This window comes from Streptomyces sp. NPDC002868, assembly GCF_055563295.1.
Genome location: NZ_JBVHDR010000002.1, coordinates 398543 through 418221, shown reverse-complemented (window position 1 = coordinate 418221; position 19679 = coordinate 398543). Strand labels below are relative to the sequence as shown.

At 69.6% G+C, this 19679-nt stretch carries 20 protein-coding genes; 12 read left to right on the top strand and 8 right to left on the bottom strand.

The window, feature by feature from the left end; genetic code table 11:
* Nucleotides 1-12: 12 nt before the first annotated feature.
* Nucleotides 13-462, top strand: a complete 450-nt coding sequence (locus ACZ3H8_RS07775) for a Fur family transcriptional regulator (protein ID WP_467398759.1) — start codon at nt 13-15, stop codon at nt 460-462.
* 192 nt (nt 463-654) lie between these two features.
* On the opposite strand, the gene ACZ3H8_RS07770 is transcribed toward ACZ3H8_RS07775, so the two are convergent.
* Together ACZ3H8_RS07770 and ACZ3H8_RS07765 are read right to left on the bottom strand one after the other, a co-directional pair.
* Complete coding sequence (locus ACZ3H8_RS07770) at nt 655-987, bottom strand: DUF4326 domain-containing protein (RefSeq protein ID WP_467398756.1); 333 nt, start codon at nt 985-987, stop codon at nt 655-657.
* Between the two features lie 132 nt (nt 988-1119).
* Nucleotides 1120-1416 carry a putative quinol monooxygenase gene (locus tag ACZ3H8_RS07765; protein ID WP_467398754.1) on the bottom strand — a complete coding sequence of 99 codons (297 nt, stop codon included), beginning with the start codon at nt 1414-1416 and terminating at the stop codon, nt 1120-1122.
* A gap of 112 nt (nt 1417-1528) precedes the next feature.
* Here ACZ3H8_RS07765 and ACZ3H8_RS07760 point away from each other — a divergent pair, with 112 nt between their 5' ends.
* From ACZ3H8_RS07760 to ACZ3H8_RS07750, 3 genes are all read left to right on the top strand, one after another.
* Nucleotides 1529-2518, top strand: a complete 990-nt coding sequence (locus ACZ3H8_RS07760) for a GlxA family transcriptional regulator (RefSeq protein WP_467398751.1) — start codon at nt 1529-1531, stop codon at nt 2516-2518.
* A 117-nt stretch (nt 2519-2635) separates the two neighbouring features.
* Nucleotides 2636-3085: a winged helix-turn-helix transcriptional regulator gene (locus tag ACZ3H8_RS07755; RefSeq protein WP_467398749.1), complete on the top strand. Its 450-nt coding sequence runs from the start codon at nt 2636-2638 to the stop codon at nt 3083-3085.
* Between the two features lie 68 nt (nt 3086-3153).
* Entirely contained in the window at nt 3154-3492 is a 339-nt protein-coding gene (locus ACZ3H8_RS07750; protein ID WP_467398747.1) for a hypothetical protein, read from the top strand.
* A gap of 111 nt (nt 3493-3603) precedes the next feature.
* Here ACZ3H8_RS07750 and ACZ3H8_RS07745 read toward each other — a convergent pair whose 3' ends face one another.
* Nucleotides 3604-4701 (bottom strand): threonine synthase, encoded by a 1098-nt coding sequence (locus ACZ3H8_RS07745; RefSeq protein ID WP_467398744.1) that lies wholly within the window; start codon nt 4699-4701, stop codon nt 3604-3606.
* A 192-nt stretch (nt 4702-4893) separates the two neighbouring features.
* On the opposite strand from ACZ3H8_RS07745, the gene ACZ3H8_RS07740 reads away from it, so the two are divergent.
* A complete protein-coding gene (locus ACZ3H8_RS07740; RefSeq protein WP_467398742.1) occupies nt 4894-6468 on the top strand; it encodes a S8 family peptidase in 1575 nt (524 codons plus the stop codon).
* Nucleotides 6469-6624: 156 nt separating this feature from the next.
* Entirely contained in the window at nt 6625-7725 is a 1101-nt protein-coding gene (locus tag ACZ3H8_RS07735; protein WP_467398739.1) for a DUF4190 domain-containing protein, read from the top strand.
* Between the two features lie 49 nt (nt 7726-7774).
* Here the strand turns inward: ACZ3H8_RS07735 and ACZ3H8_RS07730 are convergent, their stop codons facing one another.
* On the bottom strand, nt 7775-9109 hold the full coding sequence (locus ACZ3H8_RS07730) for a glycoside hydrolase family 18 protein (protein ID WP_467398737.1): 1335 nt from the start codon (nt 9107-9109) through the stop codon (nt 7775-7777).
* Nucleotides 9110-9294: 185 nt separating this feature from the next.
* Between ACZ3H8_RS07730 and ACZ3H8_RS07725 the strand changes: the two genes are divergently transcribed.
* From ACZ3H8_RS07725 to ACZ3H8_RS07705, 5 genes are all read left to right on the top strand, one after another.
* Complete coding sequence (locus ACZ3H8_RS07725; protein WP_467398734.1) at nt 9295-10047, top strand: GntR family transcriptional regulator; 753 nt, start codon at nt 9295-9297, stop codon at nt 10045-10047.
* Between the two features lie 446 nt (nt 10048-10493).
* Complete coding sequence (locus tag ACZ3H8_RS07720; RefSeq protein ID WP_398983647.1) at nt 10494-10673, top strand: SPOR domain-containing protein; 180 nt, start codon at nt 10494-10496, stop codon at nt 10671-10673.
* 76 nt (nt 10674-10749) lie between these two features.
* Nucleotides 10750-11172 (top strand): (deoxy)nucleoside triphosphate pyrophosphohydrolase, encoded by a 423-nt coding sequence (locus ACZ3H8_RS07715; protein ID WP_467398731.1) that lies wholly within the window; start codon nt 10750-10752, stop codon nt 11170-11172.
* 124 nt (nt 11173-11296) lie between these two features.
* On the top strand, nt 11297-11713 hold the full coding sequence (locus ACZ3H8_RS07710) for an ATP-binding protein (RefSeq protein ID WP_467398728.1): 417 nt from the start codon (nt 11297-11299) through the stop codon (nt 11711-11713).
* A gap of 147 nt (nt 11714-11860) precedes the next feature.
* Nucleotides 11861-14395 carry a SpoIIE family protein phosphatase gene (locus ACZ3H8_RS07705; protein ID WP_467398725.1) on the top strand — a complete coding sequence of 845 codons (2535 nt, stop codon included), beginning with the start codon at nt 11861-11863 and terminating at the stop codon, nt 14393-14395.
* Here the strand turns inward: ACZ3H8_RS07705 and ACZ3H8_RS07700 are convergent.
* The gene (locus ACZ3H8_RS07700; RefSeq protein WP_467398723.1) at nt 14382-14924 is read right to left on the bottom strand and encodes a hypothetical protein; all 543 of its coding nucleotides are present in this window, start codon (nt 14922-14924) and stop codon (nt 14382-14384) included. The genes ACZ3H8_RS07705 and ACZ3H8_RS07700 overlap by 14 nt on opposite strands.
* Before the next feature lie 182 nt (nt 14925-15106).
* Here ACZ3H8_RS07700 and ACZ3H8_RS07695 point away from each other — a divergent pair, with 182 nt between their 5' ends.
* Complete coding sequence (locus ACZ3H8_RS07695) at nt 15107-16129, top strand: glycoside hydrolase family 18 protein (protein ID WP_467399935.1); 1023 nt, start codon at nt 15107-15109, stop codon at nt 16127-16129.
* A 4-nt stretch (nt 16130-16133) separates the two neighbouring features.
* On the opposite strand, the gene ACZ3H8_RS07690 is transcribed toward ACZ3H8_RS07695, so the two are convergent.
* From ACZ3H8_RS07690 to ACZ3H8_RS07680, 3 genes are read right to left on the bottom strand one after another with little or no spacing between them, the layout of a single operon-like run.
* Nucleotides 16134-16910 (bottom strand): succinate dehydrogenase/fumarate reductase iron-sulfur subunit, encoded by a 777-nt coding sequence (locus tag ACZ3H8_RS07690; protein ID WP_467398720.1) that lies wholly within the window; start codon nt 16908-16910, stop codon nt 16134-16136.
* On the bottom strand, nt 16907-18847 hold the full coding sequence (locus tag ACZ3H8_RS07685; protein ID WP_467398718.1) for a fumarate reductase/succinate dehydrogenase flavoprotein subunit: 1941 nt from the start codon (nt 18845-18847) through the stop codon (nt 16907-16909). Before ACZ3H8_RS07685 ends, ACZ3H8_RS07690 begins: the two co-directional genes overlap by 4 nt.
* Before the next feature lies 1 nt (nt 18848).
* Nucleotides 18849-19670 carry a hypothetical protein gene (locus ACZ3H8_RS07680; RefSeq protein ID WP_467398716.1) on the bottom strand — a complete coding sequence of 274 codons (822 nt, stop codon included), beginning with the start codon at nt 19668-19670 and terminating at the stop codon, nt 18849-18851.
* Nucleotides 19671-19679: the final 9 nt, after the last annotated feature.

Sequence of the window (19679 nt, the reverse complement as noted above, 5' to 3'; positions counted from 1 at the left end):
AAGGCGGCGGCCATGAGCGAGGCCGGGCAGGAACCGATGGCGCGCGCGGCGTCCCGGCTGCGTGAAGCGGGCCTGCGGGTGACCGCGCAACGCATGGCCGTACTGACGGCGGTGGAGGCGCTGCCGGAGCACCCCGACGCCGACTCGGTCCGGTCCCGGGCGCGCGAGGTGACCGGCCGGCTCTCCCTCCAGGCGACGTACGACGTGCTGCGCGCGCTGACCGAGGCGGGCCTGACCCGCTGCACCCAGCTCGCCGGCCATCCCGCCCGCTACGAGATCGAACGGGGCGACAACCACCACCATTTCGTCTGCCGGGAGTGCGGCGACGTGGCGGACGTGGAGTGTGTGATCGGGGCCGCCCCGTGCCTGGAAGCCCGCCTGCCCGCTGCGTACAGCGTGGACGAGGCGGCCGTGACGTTCTGGGGCCGCTGCCCGGCGTGCGCGGACGGCCCGTCCGAATGAGCGCCCTGCCCGCGGCCCGGGATCCCGGCTCCGGGCCACCGCCGGAGAGGCTGGCCCCACAGTCGGTTCGGGCCGTCTTGGCGGACGGCACAATCTCCCTTCGAGTCGGGCGTGAGAACGGCGAATGCGTCGGTCGCGATCGCTCGTCAGTCGTTCTCCCTGCCTGAAGGCCCGTTTCCCGTGCGTACCGCGTCAGCGGGCCTTCGCTGTGCGCGGCCCGTCCGCGTCCGCCAGTTCCGCGAGCACCTCCGCGTGGCAGCGCTGCGGGACGCACCAGCAGCCGAGGCGGCGGCCGCGCAGGGACGGGAGGTGGGCGAGGAGGTCGGGGCGGGCCAGTAGATACGCGCGGTACTTTTCGACGACCTCTTCGCGGGTGCCGTCGGGGCCCGGGCGGAATGGGCAGGCCAGGGGGGAGGCGTCGAGGTGCCAGCCGCCGCGGTGCATGGCGCGGCCCACGTAGACGACGTCCGCGTACTCGGGGTCGTCGCGATGGCCCTTGAGGTTGACGACTGTCGTCCTGTCCATGTGCTGGATCCTCCGGCCTCAGGCCGCGCCCGGCAACGTGAAGACCGGCGCGGGTCGTCGTGGCGCGGCGCGTACGGCTTGGTCCCGCGGGCCGCAGCTCGCGGCCCGCGGGACCTCGTCCTCGAAAAACGGTCAGGGAAGCTTGACCGCCAGGAGGTCCACAGGGCGGATGTCCGGGGCCGAGCTCAGCATCGTCTCCGCCGCCTCCATCAGCGCCGCGGCGATCCGGCCCTGCAGATGACCGGACCGTCCCTGCTCGTCGTCGAACGTGTCGAAGACGCCGAAGGCCGTGGCGCTCTCCCGGAACGCGAACCAGGTGACCGTGTGCTCCTCCTCGCGGGCGAGCTGGAGCGCGTCGCGCAGCATGGCCTCCACCTTGTCGGCGTACTCGGGCTTGGCCTCGATGCGGGCCAGCAGACCGATGTTCATGGTGAGTCACTCCGTAGGTCGGCTCGGTTTCCCCCGTCCCCGTCGTCGGGGACATCAGTAAACCTAGGCTGGTGATCAGCACCTTCCCAGTGTCGTAAACGACGCTTCAGATATGGTTTCCGACATGGACGTGGCGGTGCTGGTCTACGACGGCGTGTTCGACTCGGGACTCTCGGCGATCCTCGACGTGCTCGACGCGGCGAACGCCATGCGCGCCGAGCTTCCGCAGCCCCCGCCCGCCTGGCAGGTCACCACCGTCGGTTTCCGCCGCCGCGTCCGCACCGGCGCAGGACACGTCGTCACCACCCAGCCGACCGCCGAGGCCCGGCGAGCGGACCTGCTGCTGGTGCCGGCGCTCGCCGAGCGGCGGCCGGACGCGTTGCTCGACCATGTCTCCGGCCCCGCATCGGCGGCGGTACGGACGCTGGTGGCCGACACCCGTGAGCGGGGCACACCCGTCGCCTCGGCCTGTACAGGCACCTTCCTGCTGGCCGAGTCGGGGGTGCTCGACGGACGGAAGGCGACGACGAGTTGGTGGCTTGCACCCGTCTTCCGGCAGCGCTACCCGGCTGTCACGATCGACGAGACCAGGATGGTCACCACTTCGGACGGTGTGATGACGGCAGGGGCGGCCTTCGGACATGTCGATCTGGCGCTCGCCATCGTCCGGATGAGCAGTCCGGCCGTGGCCGACCTCGTCGCCCGCTACCTGGTCGTCGACGAGCGCCCTTCGCAGTCCTCGTACACCATTCCGAGCGCGCTCGCGCAGAGCGATCCGCTCGTTGCCGCCTTCGAGCACTGGGCGAGGCTGCATCTGGAGGAGCCGATCAGCATCGTCGACGCGGCGCGCTCACTGGGCGTCAGCGAACGCACCCTTCAGCGGACCGTACGCCGCGTGCTCGGCATGTCTCCCGTGCGATTCGTCCAGGAACTGCGGGTCGAGCAGGCCTCGCACCTGCTGCGGACCACTGCCCTCTCCCTGGACTCGATCGCCCGCAAGGTCGGCTACGAGCATGCGAACACTCTGCGGGTCCTGCTGCGCGAGCGCACCGGCAGTACGACGGGCGCACTGCGCGGCCGCGTCCGGATGCGGCAGGGCTGAGTCAGTAGGTTTGAAGTTCAAGCCGAGACCGGGACTGGGGGCTGGGGAGGTAGTTGCCGGCTTACGCGCCCCCCTTGAACGTCTGGATTCGCAACCGACCGACCTAGAATGAAACGCATGTCCAAGAGCATCCAGCCCCGAGCGTGCTCCATCGCCGACGCCCTCGACCTGGTCGGCGAGCGGTGGACGCTGCTCGCGGTGCGCGAACTGAGCCACGGGGTGCGGCGCTTCGACCAGATCGTCCGCAACACCGGGGCGTCCCGCGACATCCTCACGACGCGACTGCGCAAGCTGGAGGCGGCGGGGGCGGTCCGCCGTAAGCAGTACAACGAGCACCCGCCCCGCTACGAATACCACCTGACGCCGGCCGGCCAGGAACTCGGAGACGTACTGCTCACGCTGATGAATTGGGGCGACCGGCACCTCAACTCCGATGATCCGCCGCTGAAGTGGCAGCACAGCTGCGGTGAGACGCTGGAGCCGAAGTTGATCTGCGCGCACTGCGGCGAGCCGGCGCGCAAGGGTGCGCACTCGCCGACGGGGCGCGGGGCACTGCCCGCCGGCTGACACGGTCACGCGCTCATCCGACCGCAAGTCCCGGAACCGGCCCGGCCGACTGTGCGTCCGGGGCGGGTATGGGTATCGAACGCACGCGTGGGTGGGCCGGATGCCTGGCTGTGGTGGCCGGTTTCTGCACCGGGTTCTTCGTCTGGGAGTCGGGCGCCGAGCCCGGTCTGCGCGGCGGCTTCGAAGGGGAGCGGGACTGGAGCCTGCTCTATGTCGAGGGGCCGCTGATGGTGTTCGGGGTGCCCGCCCTGGCGCTCGCGGCCTGGGCGCTGGTGGGCGGGGTGCTGCGGGCGCGGGACTCGGTGGCCGCGGTGGTGGTTGTGCTCGTGCTGGTCGGGGCGGGGCGGGGATGCCTGGAGTGGCTGGAGATGCGGACCGAGCCCTTCACCAAGAGCTACGGGTGGTGATACGGGTGAGGGAAGGCCGGGTGGTGCGGGAGGCGAGGTCGCCACCGAGTGGTCGCCGGAAGAACAGGCGGAGTTCTTCATCAAGCACGGCACCTAATGGACCGACTGAGGCTACGGCCCAGGTGCCAGGCCTGTCTTCAGGCCCGCCCCGCAGAGCGGCACTACGGCGTTGCGGTCGGTCCACCTGCCCGCTGCCGCCCAGCACGCGACGCCCGTGGACTCGACGAACAGCCCTCGGGCGGCCAGATCCAGCTGGGCGGCCCGGATCTGGTCCTCCGTCACCGTGAGGAAGGTGCCGCCGGATTCGCGCACGGCCCGCAGGATCTGCCTGGCGCGCGGAGGACGGGGGATCGCGATGCCCTCGGCGAGCGTCGGCCGCGGCGCCGGGCCGTCGTCGAGCAGCTCCTCGGCGTCGGCGTGGAAAGCGGCCGCGAGCGGGGAGACCCTCTCGGCCTGGACCGCGATCAGCGCGGGACGCTCGGCGATCAGGCCGTGGGCATGGAGCTCGCCGATGCCGAGGGCCGCGCCGAGGAGCAGGGTGCCGTTGCCGACGGGGACGACGATCGCCTCGGGGAGCGTGCCGCCGAGGTCCTCCCACAGTTCGTAGACATACGTCTTCGTGCCGTGCAGGAAGTACGGGTTGTAGACGTGGCTCGCATAGAACGTGCCGGGAAGGTCGGCGGCGGCGCGGGCGGCCTCAGCGGCGGCCTCGCGGTCGCCGGGGACGAGTTCGAGGTGCGCGCCGTGCGCCCGGATCTGCTCCACCTTCTTGGCGGAGGTGGCCTCGGGGACGTACACCGTGCAGTCGAGACCGGCGCGTGCGCAGTACGCGGCGATCGCCGTGCCCGCGTTGCCACTGCTGTCGGCGATCACCCGCCGCGGCGCGAGCCGGCGGGCCAGCTCCGCAAGCACCACCGCGCCGCGGTCCTTGAAGGAGAGCGTCGGCATCAGGAAGTCGAGCTTGACGGAGACGGTTTCGGTGAGCGGTACGAGCGGGGTGCGGCCCTCGCCGAGGGAGACGGCGGGTGCGGAGACCGGCAGCGCCTCCTCGTAACGCCACAGTGAATTGACCCTGGCGGACAGGGACTTGAGGTCGACTGGAGCGGCAGTGAAGTCCAGATCCCAGGGGCCGCGGCAGTTCGGGCAGCACCAGGATGCCGACTCGACGGGGGCGCGGGTGGCGCAGTCCGGACAGTGGTACGAGCTCATGGGTCGCCAGCATGGCAGTTGTGTGGCACATGTGTTACACCGCTCTCCGGACTCTTGTGTGATTCCTATGGATCCGCCAATCTTTCGCTCGGCAGGCAAGACGAGGGCACGACAGATTCAACTGTCAGGCATTGTCATGGGCCTGCCGGTATCCCCCACAGAAGCGCACCACCAATGAGGAGGACCCCTCACATGTCAGTGATGCGTAATTCGCGTCGAAGACTTGCCGCGGCCAGTGCGATAGCCGCCACCGCGCTCTCGCTCGGCGCGGCTTCCGCCCTCACGGCCACCGCGGCCGAGACGGCCCGTGAAGGCGTCATTCAGAACGCCGGCGCACCCGGAGTCATCAAGGGCAGCTACATCGTCACCCTCGACGAGTCGGCGCCCGAAGCGGACTCCAAGGCAGGCAAGGCGCTCGCGGCCGAGTACGGTGCGAAGATCAAGAAGACGTACGAAGCCGCGCTGAACGGCTACGCCGTCGAGCTCTCCGAGGCGCAGGCGAAGAAGTTCGCCGCGGACCCGGACGTAGCGTCCGTCGTGCAGAACCGTGTCTTCAAGGCGACCGGCACCCAGCCGAACCCGCCGTCCTGGGGCCTGGACCGGATCGACCAGAGGACCCTCCCGCTGAACCAGAGTTACACCTACCCGGACACCGCGGGTGAGGGTGTGACCGCGTACATCATCGACACCGGTGTACGGATCACCCACAGCGACTTCGGCGGCCGGGCGTCGTACGGCTATGACGCCATCGACAACGACAACACCGCGCAGGACGGCAACGGCCACGGCACGCATGTGGCCGGCACCGTCGCCGGTTCGTCCTACGGCGTGGCCAAGAAGGCCAAGGTCGTCGGCGTCCGCGTGCTCAACAACCAGGGCTCGGGCACGACCGCGCAGGTCGTCGCCGGCATCGACTGGGTGACGCAGAACGCCGTCAAGCCGGCGGTCGCCAACATGAGCCTGGGCGGCGGCATCGACACCGCCCTCGACACGGCGGTGCGCAACTCCATCGCCTCCGGCGTCACCTACGCGGTCGCGGCGGGCAACGACAGCTCCAACGCCTCCAACTACTCGCCCGCGCGCGTCGCGGAAGCCATCACCGTCGGCTCCACGACCAGCACCGACGCCCGCTCCAGCTTCTCCAACTTCGGCAGCGTGCTGGACATCTTCGCCCCGGGCTCGTCGATCACCTCGTCCTGGAACACCAGTGACTCGGCGACGAACACGATCTCCGGCACGTCGATGGCGACCCCGCACGTCGCGGGCGCGGCGGCGCTCTACCTCGCGGCCAACAAGACCGCGACCCCGGCTCAGGTCTCCACGGCCCTGACCACCGCCGCGACGAGCGGCGCGGTGAGCAACCCGGGCACCGGCTCGCCGAACCGCCTGCTGTTCGTCGGCAGCGGTGACACCCAGCCGCCCGGCAAGAAGTTCGAGAACACCGCGGACTTCACGATCAGAGACTTCGCCACCGCCGAGTCGCCGATCACCGTCAGTGGCGTCACCGGGAACGCTCCGGCCGCCCTGCAGGTGCCCGTTGCCATCCAGCACACGTACATCGGTGACCTACAGGTCCAGTTGATCGCGCCGGACGGCACCGCGTACACGCTGAAGGCGTACGGCTCCGGCGGCAGCACGGACAACATCAACACCACGTACACGGTCAACGCCTCGTCCGAGGTCGCGAACGGCACGTGGAAGCTGCGGGTCAGCGACAACGCGGCACAGGACGTCGGCAAGATCGACTCCTGGGCGCTTCAGTTCTGAGCTGTGCAGTTCTGAGCTGTGCAGGTCTGAACTGTGCAGTTCTGAACTCTGAGTGAGACGGAGGGGGCGGTCGCCACGGCGGCCGCCCCCTCCCGTCTGGGTGGGCGTACGATCCGCGCGCCTGTTCGTACGATCTCGATGAGGAGCGCCGTAGTTGTGGACCCATCCACCCAGGGCTGGCAGCCATATCCGCAGTACGCCCCCAGACCGTCCGTGAACGGCCTCTCCATCGCCTCCCTCGTCGTCGGGATCGTCTGCTGTGTGCCGCCGCTCGGCCTGGTCCTCGGGCTGATAGCCCTCTCTCAGATCAAGAAGAGGGGAGAGCGCGGGAAGGGCATGGCGATCGCGGGCATCGTTCTCTCCTCGATCAGTACGGCGCTGCTGCTCGTCGTGGTTGCCAACGGCGGGATCGGCGAGGCCTGGGACTGGTTCCGCAAGGGCATGGACGAGGCCGCCCGCTCGCGCAGCACCCTGGATCTGCGCAAGGGCGACTGCTTCAACCTCCCCGGCAGCGGCGTCCAGGAGCAGGAGACAACGGACGTCACTGTGGTGGACTGCGCGGGCAAGCACGAGGCGGAGGTCTCCGGCGGCTTCCAGGTCCGCGGCTACGACTCCTATCCCGGCGAGAGCCGCCTCGACGAGCTCGCCAACGAGCGCTGCCAGGAGATCAACGACGCGTACGCACTGGACCCGTGGGCGGTGCCGAAGGGCACCGAGACGTACTACTACCTGCCGACCAAGCAGAGCTGGCGGCTCGGTGACGATGCCGTGACCTGTGCATTCGCCACCGACGGTGCCAAGATCCAAGGCTCGCTACGGCGCGATGCCACCACACTCGACCCGCACCAACTCGCCTATCTGAAGGCAGAGTCGGCTGTCCATGTGACCGACCCGGACGGGGGATTCACCGACGACCCCGAGGGGTATCGGAGCTGGGCCAAGAAGACCTCCCTGGCGCTCGCCGCACAGGCCAAGAACCTGCGCGAGCACCGCTGGCCGGCAGCCGCGGCGGGAGGGGCAGAGGCGCGGGCGAAGGAGTACGACCGGGCACGCGCCCACTGGGACAAGGCCGCCCTCGCGCAGGACGAGGACACCTTCTGGGACCACGGCTACGAGGGCGAGGACGCGCTCACGGGGAGCACCGAGATCTCGGTCCGCCGCACGCTCGGCCTGGAAACCGCCCCGCCGGCCGAAGAGTCCACGCAGGAGTCCACCGAGGGGCCCGCGGACGAGGCCACGACAGCGTCCGGCGCCTGAGCCGCCGACAGCCCAGGCACCGGACTCGTCCGGCTACCCCGCCCGGCTGCTAGCGGCGCGAGAGCCCGCGGTCGACCGCGGTCATCAGCTCGCCGTCCGCAGTGTCCCCGTCCAGGGACCAGAACATCGCGCCGCCGAGACCCCGTTCACGGATGTACGAGGTCTTCGCGCGCAGCACCTGCGGATCGTCGTACGTCCACAGGGTGGTGCCGTCGAAAAGCCAGGCGTGGCCGCCGCGCCGGTCCCGGTGGAGTGTGTACGTCCCCGAGTCCGCCAGCTTCTTGAGAGCCTTGTAGTCCTCATAACCGGCCGCCCAGGTCGCGGGCGCCGGCGCTGTCGCAGGCCGGCCCAGGCCGTCGCCGCCGCCGGTCACGCCCGTCCAGCCCTGCCCGTAGAAGGGCATGCCCATCACCAGCTTGCGGGCGGGCGCGCCGCGGCGCTGCCAGTCGCGGACGGTCTGGTCGACGCTGAAGTCGCCGCGTGCGTACAGCGCGGACTGCTGGGCGGTGGTCTTCTCGCCCGAGACATGGAAGTCGTAGCCCTGGAGGTTGACGAAGTCGAGGTCGCGCATGATCTTGCGGACCTCGAAGCCCGCGTCGATCTTGGCGGGGGCGGTCGGGACGAAGGCGGTCAGCTCGTAGTGCTTGCGCCCCTTCTTCCCGAGTGCGTCGAGCTGCGTCCTGAACTCCCGTACCAGCGCGGTGAAGTTCTGCTTGTCCTCGGGCCGGTACACGGTGTCCGTGTCGCCCGCCGAACCCGGCCACTCCCAGTCGAGGTCGACGCCGTCGAAGAGACCGGCCGCCGCGCCCGCGCCGCCGCGGGCTCCGTCGACGGGCAGATTGCCCTTGATGTAGAGGTCGATGCAGGAGGAGACGAACGCCTTACGGGACGCGGGGGTGCGGGCCGCGTCGGAGAAGTGGGTGGACCAGCTCCAGCCGCCCAGGGAGATCAGCACCTTGAGGCCGGGGTGCTTTGCCTTGAGCTCACGCAGCTGGTTGAAGTTGCCCGCGAGCGGCTGCTCGGCGGTGTCGGCCACACCGTCCACCGAGTCGGCGGCGTCCAGCGGGCGGGCGTAGTCGGCCCAGGCGTCCGCCTCGCCGGGGACGCTGCCGGTGAAGCACTTGCCGTCGGAACTCACGTTCCCGAAGGCGTAGTTGATGTGGGTGAGCTTGGAAGCCTGGCCGCTGGTGTCCATGTCCTTGACCTGGAAGTCCCGGCCGTAGACACCCCACTGGGTGAAGTATCCGACGCGCTTGTACGAGGGCTTTTGGTGCTGGCCGTGCCCGGGGGTGGCGGTGGCGGCGGGCGCGAGGGTGGCGAGGAGGGAGAAGGAGAGGGCGGCAACGGCCGCCCTGGCAAGGGATCTTCGGCAGTTTCGACGCATGGCCAGCAACGTATTGGTCTGGACCATTATGGGTCAATGGTTCGACTCGGATTGATGGCCATACCTGCGGTAAGAGCCTGCTTAAACGTAAGTCATCACTTCGGGTGAAACTCTGGCCCACGCTTGCGGTCAACAACCCACGGTTGCCAGTCTGTTGCTGTCTGTCAACCTGTTGGGAGTGGCCCGTGACATTCGGTGAGCAGCCCGCCTATCTGCGAGTTGCGAGCGATCTCCGACAGCAGATCGTCAACGGCTCGCTGCCGCCGCACACCCGACTTCCCTCGCAGGCCCGCATCCGCGAGGAGTACGGAGTCTCGGACACCGTCGCCCTGGAAGCCCGCAAGGTCCTGATGGCAGAGGGTCTGGTCGAGGGCCGCTCGGGCTCGGGCACCTATGTCCGCGAGCGGCCGGTCCCGCGCCGGATCGCCCGCTCCGGCTACCGACCGCCGACGGGCGCCAGCCCCTTTCGTCAGGAGCAGGCCGAGGAGGGGGCCCGGGGCACCTGGGAGTCGAGCAGCGAACAGGAGAAGGCGAGCCCGGAGATCGCGTCCCGGCTCGGCATTCAGCTCGGCGACCGGGTGATGCGTACGCGCTATGTGTTCCGCGACGGGGGCGAGGCGATGATGCTCTCCACCTCCTGGGAGCCGATCGAAGTCACCGGGCGCACCCCCGTGATGCTGCCGGAGGAGGGCCCGCTCGGAGGCTGCGGCGTCGTCGAGCGGATGGCCGCCATCGACGTCGTCGTGGACAACGTCGCGGAGGAGGTCGGCGCCCGGCCGGGGCTTGCGGAGGAGCTTTTGGCCCTCGGCGGCGTACCGGGCCATGTGGTGATGGTCGTTGAGCGGACCTATTACGCATCGGGGCGGCCGGTCGAGACGGCGGACGTCGTCGTCCCGGCGGACCGCTACCGGATCGCATACCACCTGCCGGTGAAGTGACCGGTACACGAACAGTGCGTCCGGCCCCCGTGATCACGAGTTGACGACCGCTCGCGTCCCGTAACGCCCGGGCAATCGCCCGCTGCGACGCGCTGTCATGTCCGGCTCCTGCCTTCCCGTCCGTACGCGCCCCCCCCGCACACGGACCCGGCGTCGGGCCCGGTGCTGATGCCGGTGCCGACGATGCCGAAGGCCGTGGCGAAGGCCGGGTCGGCGGTCGTGCCGGAGGTTGTACCGGAGGTCGTACCGGAGGCGCCGTCGTCCGGCGCGTAGAGGGGGCCGGAACCAGCCAGAAGGAGCGCATCCAGACGGGTGCGCTCCTCTTCTTATCTCTTTGTGTAAATCCGTATCCGCTGAGTGAAGGTCAGGCGTACGCTCGGGCATATGCGTAGTGCGGTTTCCTGGCGATCGTTACAGACCTGCAGGCCGGCCGAGGGAGGGGCGCGATGAACGACAGTGCCGCTGTGCTGCCCTGGCTCGTCATACGGCAGGACGACAACGGCAACCGCTATCGCGTTGGGAGATACGCCACCAGGGACGAGGCGCAGCAGATCGCGGACACGCTCGACGGCCGCGAACACAAGCAGCTGTACTGGGTCGAGCGCATCGGGCAGACGACGCACTAGCCGTCCGGCGCGCGGCGGCCGGCTGACCCGACCGTGCCGGGCGGGCCGCGGGCGGGCGCGAAGTACGCTCCGGCGCATGAACGAGCGTCGCGTAGTGGTGGTGGCCGGGGCCGTCTTCGACCGGGGGCGGCTGCTGGCCGCTCGCCGTAGCGCCCCCGAAGAGCTCGCCGGCCGCTGGGAGCTGCCCGGCGGCAAGCTGGAGCCGGGGGAGAGCCCCGAGCAGGCGCTGGTGCGCGAGCTGCGCGAGGAGCTGGGTGTCGAGACGGAGCCGTTGGCGCGGATCCCCGGCGAGTGGGTGCTGAAGCCCGGCTACGTACTCCAGGTGTGGACGGCTCGGCTGCTCTCCGGGGAGCCGCAGCCGCTCGAGGACCACGACGCGCTGCGCTGGCTGGCTCCGCACGAGACCGATGCCGTCGACTGGCTCGATCAGGACCGGCCCGCCGTGGCCGAGGCCGCGCGACTGCTGCGGGACAGCGAACGGGACGGCGCGCGCGACTGACGCATACGCCGTTCGTGCCACGGTGCGCCCATTGCTGCCCTCGCCGCGATACCTCGCCCCGAATATCGGGTATGTGCTGATTAACCGCTCTAAATAGGGCGCGTGTCTGCTGCCGGTCTGGGAAGTGAGCGGTGTGATCGACACCGAAGGCGAAGTCGCCGAGTGGACCTTCCCTGCCGAGCTCGACGCCGTGGGCACCGCCCGGCACGCCGTGCGTGACACCCTGCGCGCCTGGGGGCTGGACCAGGTCATTGGTGATGTCACCGAGCTCCTGGTCAGCGAGCTGGTGACCAATTCTCTGCGGTATGCATCGGGTCCGATCGGGGTCCGGCTGGTCCGCCCCGGGCTCGGCCAGACCGCCCCCAGCCTGCTTGTCGAAGTCTCCGACCCGCTTCCGGATCCCCCCACCGAACGCGCCGCGGATCCCGATGACGAGGGTGGACGCGGGCTGCAACTGGTGGCTTGTACTGCCCGCCGATGGGGCACCCGGCGTGGGAGGACCGGTAAGACCGTGTGGTTCGAGCTGCCCGTCACTGGTTAGGAGTGTGAAGGGACAAAGATCACGCGGGGCCCGGCTCAAAATGAACGAGACCGTGCTGTGATCGTGAACGCCGTGTCGGTCGGGGCCGTAGTGCTGAATACTGCGGTCATGGCCGGTCCGGTGCGGTGAGCTGGAGGGGACGGTCGCGTGAGCGAAATACCTGAGACGGCGAGCGGTGTCGTATGGCAGAGCAGCCCGCCTGGCTCGATCTATGACTACATCAAGGTTGCCTCTTTCTCGATCGGCCCGGACGGGCTGGTTGACCAGTGGAGTCAGCGTGCCGTAGATCTCTTCGGTATCACTGCAGACGAGGTCAGGGGCAGGGACCCGGTCGAGGTCTTCATGCCCGCCGATCTGCGCCCGCGCGGCCGCCGTCATGTGGCCGAGATCCTTGACGGCAAGGAGTGGACCGGCCTGGTCCCCTTCCGCATGCCCAGGCAGCGCGGCGCGCACGGCGTCGCCGAGGTTTATGTGATGCCGAGTGAGACGGAGAGTGGCGACAAGGCTGCGCTCTGTATCGTCGTGGACGTCCGTGCCCTGCGCCGGATCGAGACTGATCTCGCCGCTTCGCAGGCGATTTTCGGCCAATCTCCTTTCGGCTTCCTCCTGTTCGGCACGGACCTCACCGTGCAGCGCGCCAACCAGCGCTTCGCCACCGTCTTCGGGGGCGCCGCCGACGACCACCGCGGACGCACCGTCCACGACTATCTCTCCCGCCCCGAGGCCGAGCGGATGAACGCATCGCTGCGCCGGGTCCTGGAGACCGGCGAATCCGCCATCGACCTCCAGATCGTCGGAGCGCCGCCGGGCAGCACGGAACGCAGGCACTGGTCGATCAACCTCTACCGGGTGCACAGCGGATCCGGCCGCCCCATCGGCGTGGCCGGAATCGGCACCGACGTGACCCGCCGTCAAAACGCCGCCCGCGAGGCCGCCAGCGCCCGCCGCAACCTTGCCCTCCTCAATGAGGCGAGCGCCCGCATCGGCAACTCCCTCGATCTGGAAACCACTGCCCGCGAACTCCTCGACGTCGCCGTCCCCGGCTTCTGTGACCTCGCATCGGTCGACCTCTATCAAGGACTCCTCACCGGTGACGAGGCTCCCCCCGGCAGTGCGGACGGCAGCGCCGAGCTGCGCCGGGTCGCCTTCGCCAGCGCCGTCTCGGACGCGCCACTGGTCACCACTCCGGGCTGCGGCCACAACGCAAGCATCCCCACCGCGGTCGGCGAGGTCCACCGCTATCCCTTCAACTCGCCCTGCGCCAGCGCCCTGCGCACCGCCCGGGTGCAGTCGATCCCGGGCGAGGACGGCACCCTCGTCCAGTCCACGTTCGCGGTGCCGATGGTCGCGCACGACACCGTCGTCGGCCTGGTGCAGTTCTCCCGTACGAAGGGCAGCGAGCCCTTCGGGGAACGGGACCGGGCGCTCGCCGTCGAGCTCGCCGCCCGCGCCGCCGTCTGCATCGACAACGCCCGGCTCTACCGCAGGGAACACGAGCGCGCGCTGATCCTCCAGCGCAGCCTGCTCCCGCCCGGAGACCCGGAGGCCGCCGGCCTGGACATCGCCTGCCGCTATCTCCCGGGCAATACGGCCACCGAGGTGGGCGGAGACTGGTTCGACGTCATCGAACTGCCGGGCCACCGCACCGCCCTGGTGGTGGGCGATGTGATGGGGCGAGGGCTGCGGGCCGCGGTCGCCATGGGTGAACTGCGCACGGCCGTAAGAACCTTGGCCTTGCTGGACCTGGAGCCGGCCGAAGTGCTCTCCGCGCTCGACGAGATCGCCCGCGGCCTCGGCAGCCCGAGCGGGGCGCAGCAGGCCTCGCGCGTCGCCCACAAATCCCGCGAGGCCGACCTCTCCGAGGTCTATCTCGCCACCTGCGTCTACGCCGTCTACGACCCGGTCACCCGTCGCTGCACCTTCGCCAACGCCGGCCATCTGCCGCCTGTGCTCGTCGAACCGGGCGAGGAGGCGCTGCTGCTCGACGTGCCGCCGGGGATGCCGCTCGGGGTGGGTGGCGAGCCCTTCGAAGAGGTCGAGGTCGAGCTCCCTGAAGGGGCGCTGCTCGCGCTCTACACCGACGGGCTCGTCGAATCCCGTGACCACCCCCTCGACGAGGGGCTGCGCGCCTTCCGCGCCGCGCTCACCGATCCAGTACGTCCCCTCGAAGACGTCTGTGACCATGTGCTGAACACCCTCGACACCCGGCACGGCGAGGACGACATCGCGCTCCTGATGGCCCGCATCCAGGGGCTGCCCGTCGATGCCGTCGGCGACTGGCGGCTGCCGCGCGAGCCCCGCTCGGTGGGCAGGGCCCGCGAACTGGCCCGGGCCCAGCTGGTCGCCTGGGACCTCGAAGCGCTCGTCGACACGGTCGAGCTGCTGGTCAGCGAGCTGGTCACCAACGCGCTGCGGTACGGCGAGGGCGAGATCCGGCTGCGCCTGCTGCGCGACCGCACCCTGGTCTGCGAGGTGTGGGACTCGGGGCTGGTCCAGCCGAGACGACGACGGGCGCGCGACACCGACGAGGGCGGCCGCGGACTGCAACTGGTCGGCCTGCTCAGCGCGGCCTGGGGCTCGCGCCGGACCCCGCGCGGCAAGACGGTCTGGTTCGAACTCGCCCTGCCCGACGGGGACTCGACGTCCGAGCCCACTGTCGAGCAGTTGCTCAGCATGTTCTGACGCCCCCAGGAAGGCCTGCGGCCCGGGCCGAAAGGTCCGGGCCGGGCGGCGCGCCCCCGACGCCTGCTTGAGCTAACGACTGCCGCCCATCCGGCCGCGGGTCCTCCCGCCGCCAAAACTGCCGGGCCCGCCCCCGAAGCCGCCGCCCCCGAAGCCCCCACCACGACCCCCTCCGAAACCCTCGGCGCTCGGCATCGAGTTCCGGCAGCGGCGTCCAACGCTCCTGCTGCGGAGGGCCCCAGCCCGCCCGGCCGCCCTGCGGTGTGGTGCGGGTCGCGGTCCGCTTCCTTCGCTTGGAGGAGGTGTACGCGGCGATCGCGCCGGCCGCGCCGGCCACCGCGATCGGAAGCACCAGATCCCCTGCCCCCGTCTCGGCCTCCGCGCCCAGAGCTCCGACCCGGTCGGTGATCCGGCCATCGCGGGACAGGCTGACGGGATCGTCGGCGAGGGCGCATCGAGCGGCGGGCACGACCAGCCACCACGCCGCCAGCAGTACGGCAAGAAAGGCCCGCGTGGCTATTCGCGTCATATTTGGGAGGCTATGTCGGCGACTGTGCCTCCGCTACCGGGCAGGTACCCGACCCGCGGTATCAGACCCGGTGTCAGACCCATGACCTAACGTTGCGACACATGGGGATCAACAACGGGGTGGGGGTGCGCGAGCGCGTCAGGGCGCTGCGCGTTTATTCGGGTGCGCGTGTGCTCCTGGGAATGTGGCGCGGCCCGCGTCTCAGATGGCCCAGGCGGATCGCCCTCGCCATGGCCGTCCTCCTGCTTGTCCCTGCGCTCACCGGCGCGATCGCGCTGCGCGTCAACTACGCGGGCGACCTGAAGGACGGCACGAAGACGCGTGGCCAGGACGCGGTCTGGCTCGGTCATGCCTGGGTGGACGGCCGGAAGAAGGACGCCGACCTCGACGCCTTCGCCGCGAGGATAAGAGGGACCGGGATACGGGACCTGTATGTTCACGCCGGCCCGCTGGAGCACGACGGAAGTCTGCCCGCCGACCGTTATCCACGCGCGCGGTGGCTGATAGACGCCGTCCACCGGAAGATCCCCGGCATACGGGTCCAGGCCTGGCTCGGCGACAAGCTGGCGAGCGAAGGCCCGGAGGGGCTGAAGCTGCCCGATGCCGGCACCCGCGCGGCCGTCGTGCGCTCCACCGCCCAGATCCTGGACGCGGGCTTCGACGGCGTGCACTACGACCTGGAGCCGCTGCACTCCGGCGACCGCGACTACCTTTCGCTGCTCGACGATCTGCGCGAGCTGACGCGGGCCCGCAAGGTGCCGCTGTCCATCGCCGCGCATCAGATCGACCCCCTGCCCGCCCTCCACTCACTCGCGGGCGGGCTCACCGGGCACCCCAAGTGGTGGTCGCAGGAGTTCTTCGGCCAGGTCGCTCGCCGGGTCGACCAGATAGCCGTCATGTCGTACGACACGGCCATACCACTGGAGAGCCTGTACGGCGGTTATATCGCCCAGCAGACCGCGCTCGCCCTCGAAGTCACCCCCGAGGACACCGATCTGCTGATGGGCCTGCCCTTCTTCCACGAGGACGACATCGGCCACTGGGAGAACGCCGAAACCGTCGCGGCCGCGATCCGCGGCACCCGGCTGGGCCTTGGGCGTACGGACCGCGACCGGGAGCGGTTCGGGGTCGCGCTGTATGTCGACTTCGCGGCGGAGGAGGCCGACTGGACGGCGTACCGAAAGGGCTGGGGCGGTCCTGCCTGAGCCGCTAATCCTCCGCGCCCCGCCGCCTGATCTTGTTGCCCAGCCACACCAGCGGGTCGTACTTCCGGTCCACCGCGCGCTCCTTCAGCGGGATCAGCGCATTGTCGGTGATCTTGATGCCCTCGGGGCACACCTCCGTGCAGCACTTCGTGATGTTGCAGTAGCCCAGACCGTGCTCGTCCTGGGCGGCCTTCTTACGGTCCAGGCCCACCTCGGCGGCCGCGTCCAGCGGGTGCATGTCCAGCTCCGCCACCCGCATCAGAAAGCGCGGACCGGCGAACGCCGCCTTGTTCTCCTCGTGGTCGCGCACCACATGGCAGGTGTCCTGGCACAGGAAGCACTCGATGCACTTGCGGAACTCCTGCGAGCGGTCCACATCCATCTGCTGCATCCGGTACTCGCCCGCCCGCACCCCCTGCGGGGGCACGAACGAGGGCACCTCGCGCGCCTTCGTGTAGTTGAAGGACACATCCGTCACCAGGTCCCGCACCACCGGGAACGCCCGCAGCGGTGTCACCGTGATCGTCTCCTCGCGCGAGAAGACCGACATCCGGGTCATGCACAACAGCCGCGGCTGGCCGTTGATCTCCGCGCTGCACGAACCGCACTTGCCCGCCTTGCAGTTCCAGCGGACCGCGAGATCGGATGCCTGGGTGGCCTGGAGGCGGTGGATGATGTCGAGGACGACTTCCCCGTCATTGACCTCGACGGCGAAGTCCTCCAGCTCCCCGCCGTCCGCATCACCGCGCCAGACCCTGAAGGCCGCTGTATAGCTGCTCACTCGTAGAGCTCCTCTTCGGCGAGGTACTTGACCAGCTCCTCCTTCTCGAAGAGGGCGAGCAAGTCGGGACGGATGGGATCGGTCGTCTTCCGTACGAGCGCGATCTGGCCGCGCACGGGGTCGGTGGCCGCCAAGCCGCCGGTGGGGTCGATGAGTTGGCACAGCAGGTTGGCCCGCCGCCACTCGCGCTCCATGGTCGGGCAGTCCTCGCGGGTGTGCCCGCCACGGCTCTCCGTGCGCTCCAGCGCCGCCCGCGCGATGCACTCGCTGACCAGCAGCATGTTCCGCAGGTCCAGCGCGAGGTGCCAGCCGGGGTTGAACTGCCGGTGCCCCTCGACCCCGGCGCGCCGCGCTCGTACCCGCAGACCCGCCAGCTTCTCCAGCGCCTGCTCCATCTCCGCCCCGCGCCGGATGATGCCGACCAGGTCGTTCATCGTCTGCTGGAGCTCCTGATGGAGGGTGTACGGATTCTCCGGCGGCTTCCCGTTCTCCTCGCCCGGCTGCGGTCCCTCGGCGCTGAACGGACGCAGCGCCTCCGCGGCGGCCTCGTCAATCTGCCCGTCATCCACCGCGGGCCGGTCGCTGAGCCCCTGTGCGTACTCGGCCGCGTGCAGACCCGCCCGCCGACCGAAGACCAGCAGGTCGGACAGCGAATTCCCGCCGAGCCGGTTGGAGCCGTGCATCCCGCCGGCGACCTCGCCCGCCGCGAAAAGGCCGGGAACCCCGACCGCGGCCGCGGTGTCGGACGCGACGGCGATGCCGCCCATCACGTAGTGACAGGTCGGTCCGACCTCCATCGCCTCCGCCGTGATGTCGACGTCCGCCAGCTCCTTGAACTGGTGGTACATCGACGGCAGCCGACGCCGGATGACCTCGGCCGGCATCCGGGTCGAGACATCCAGGAACACGCCGCCGTGCGGGGAGCCGCGGCCGGCCTTGACCTCGGAGTTGATGGCACGGGCCACCTCGTCGCGCGGCAGCAGCTCCGGAGGACGCCGGTTGTTGTCCGGGTCCTCGTACCAGCGGTCGCCCTCCTCCTCCGACTGTGCGTACTTCTCCTTGAAGACATCGGGAACGTAGTCGAACATGAACCGCTTGCCCTCGGAGTTGCGCAGCACACCGCCGTCGCCGCGCACCGATTCGGTGACGAGGATCCCCTTCACCGAAGGCGGCCAGACCATCCCGGTCGGGTGGAACTGCACAAACTCCATGTTGAGCAGCGGTGCGCCCGCGAGCAGCGCCAGCGCGTGCCCGTCGCCGGTGTACTCCCACGAGTTGGACGTCACCTTGAAGGACTTGCCGATGCCGCCGGTGGACAGCACCACGGACGGCGCCTCGAGAACGAAGAAGCGCCCGGACTCGCGCTCGTAGCAGAAGGTCCCGGAGACCCTGTCGCCATCCTTGAGTACGCGGGTGACCGTGCACTCCTGGAAGATCTTCAACCGGGCTTCGTAGTCGCCGAATTCTTCCTTGTCCTCCTGCTGAAGCGAGACGATCTTCTGCTGGAGCGTACGAATCAGCTCCAGGCCGGTCCGGTCGCCGACGTGCGCGAGCCGTGGGTACTCGTGCCCGCCGAAGTTACGTTGGGAGATCTTCCCGTCGGCCGTGCGGTCGAAAAGCGCCCCCCAGGTCTCCAGCTCCCAGACCCGGTCGGGCGCCTCACGCGCGTGCAGCTCCGCCATTCGCCACTGGTTGAGGAACTTCCCGCCGCGCATGGTGTCGCGGAAGTGCACCTCCCAGCTGTCCCCGGGGTTCACATTGCCCATGGAGGCCGCGATGCCGCCCTCGGCCATCACGGTGTGGGCCTTGCCGAAGAGGGACTTGCAGATGACCGCCGTGCGGGCGCCCCGCTCGCGCGCTTCGATGGCGGCCCGCAGGCCCGCGCCGCCCGCGCCCACCACCACGACGTCCCACTGCTGTCGTTCGAGTTGCGTCATGTCAGAAAAACCTCGGATCGTCGAAGGCACCGGACGCGACGAGATAGACGTAGAAGTCGGCGAGCGCGACGCTGAACAGCGAGGTCCATGCGAGCAGCATGTGGCGGTCATTCAGTTTGCCGACCCAGCCCCACAGGCGGTAGCGCACCGGGTGTTTGGAGAAGTGCTTCAGCCGGCCGCCGATGATGTGCCGGCAGGAGTGGCAGGAGAGGGTGTACGCCCAGATCAGCACGATGTTGACCAGGAAGACGAGGGTGCCGAGGCCCATATGGCCCCACGCGTAGTGCTCGTCGCGGAAGGCGAGCACGGTGTCGTACGTGAGGATCCCGGCGACCGGAATCGCCGCGTAGAAGAAGTACCGGTGGATGTTCTGCAGGATCAGCGGGAAGCGGGTCTCGCCGGTGTACTTCGTGTGCGGCTCGGCGACCGCGCAGGCCGGGGGCGAGGCCCAGAAGCCCCGGTAGTAGGCCTTGCGGTAGTAGTAGCAGGTCAGCCGGAAGCCGAGCGGGAAGATCAGGATCAGCAGGGCCGGGGACAGGCCCCACCAGCTGCCGAAGATCTCCCAGTTGGGGCCGTTCCGCATCGGCTCGCAGTTCTCCGCGAGACAGGGCGAGTAGAACGGCGAGACGTACGGCGCCGCGTAGTAGTCGGCGTTGGCGAATGCCCGCCAGGTCGAGTAGACGACGAAGGCGAGCAGTCCGCCGGCGGTCAGGGCGGGCGACAGCCACCAGCGGTCGGTGCGCAGATGGCGCGGTCCGATGGCGGCGCGTGCGGCACCGTGCACGCCCGTATTGACTTGTGGTGGTTCAGTACCTGTGGCCAACGAGGTCTC

Excerpts from the sequence above, each read along its gene's own strand:
- ACZ3H8_RS07775 (WP_467398759.1), top strand. The coding sequence starts at position 13 with ATGAGCGAGGCCGGGCAGGAACCGATGGCGCGCGCGGCGTCCCGGCTG.
- ACZ3H8_RS07770 (WP_467398756.1), bottom strand. The coding sequence starts at position 987 with ATGGACAGGACGACAGTCGTCAACCTCAAGGGCCATCGCGACGACCCC.
- ACZ3H8_RS07765 (WP_467398754.1), bottom strand. The coding sequence starts at position 1,416 with ATGAACATCGGTCTGCTGGCCCGCATCGAGGCCAAGCCCGAGTACGCC.
- ACZ3H8_RS07760 (WP_467398751.1), top strand. The coding sequence starts at position 1,529 with ATGGTTTCCGACATGGACGTGGCGGTGCTGGTCTACGACGGCGTGTTC.
- ACZ3H8_RS07755 (WP_467398749.1), top strand. The coding sequence starts at position 2,636 with ATGTCCAAGAGCATCCAGCCCCGAGCGTGCTCCATCGCCGACGCCCTC.
- ACZ3H8_RS07750 (WP_467398747.1), top strand. The coding sequence starts at position 3,154 with ATGGGTATCGAACGCACGCGTGGGTGGGCCGGATGCCTGGCTGTGGTG.
- ACZ3H8_RS07745 (WP_467398744.1), bottom strand. The coding sequence starts at position 4,701 with ATGAGCTCGTACCACTGTCCGGACTGCGCCACCCGCGCCCCCGTCGAG.
- ACZ3H8_RS07740 (WP_467398742.1), top strand. The coding sequence starts at position 4,894 with ATGTCAGTGATGCGTAATTCGCGTCGAAGACTTGCCGCGGCCAGTGCG.
- ACZ3H8_RS07730 (WP_467398737.1), bottom strand. The coding sequence starts at position 9,109 with ATGCGTCGAAACTGCCGAAGATCCCTTGCCAGGGCGGCCGTTGCCGCC.
- ACZ3H8_RS07720 (WP_398983647.1), top strand. The coding sequence starts at position 10,494 with ATGAACGACAGTGCCGCTGTGCTGCCCTGGCTCGTCATACGGCAGGAC.
- ACZ3H8_RS07715 (WP_467398731.1), top strand. The coding sequence starts at position 10,750 with ATGAACGAGCGTCGCGTAGTGGTGGTGGCCGGGGCCGTCTTCGACCGG.
- ACZ3H8_RS07700 (WP_467398723.1), bottom strand. The coding sequence starts at position 14,924 with ATGACGCGAATAGCCACGCGGGCCTTTCTTGCCGTACTGCTGGCGGCG.
- ACZ3H8_RS07695 (WP_467399935.1), top strand. The coding sequence starts at position 15,107 with ATGTGGCGCGGCCCGCGTCTCAGATGGCCCAGGCGGATCGCCCTCGCC.
- ACZ3H8_RS07685 (WP_467398718.1), bottom strand. The coding sequence starts at position 18,847 with ATGACGCAACTCGAACGACAGCAGTGGGACGTCGTGGTGGTGGGCGCG.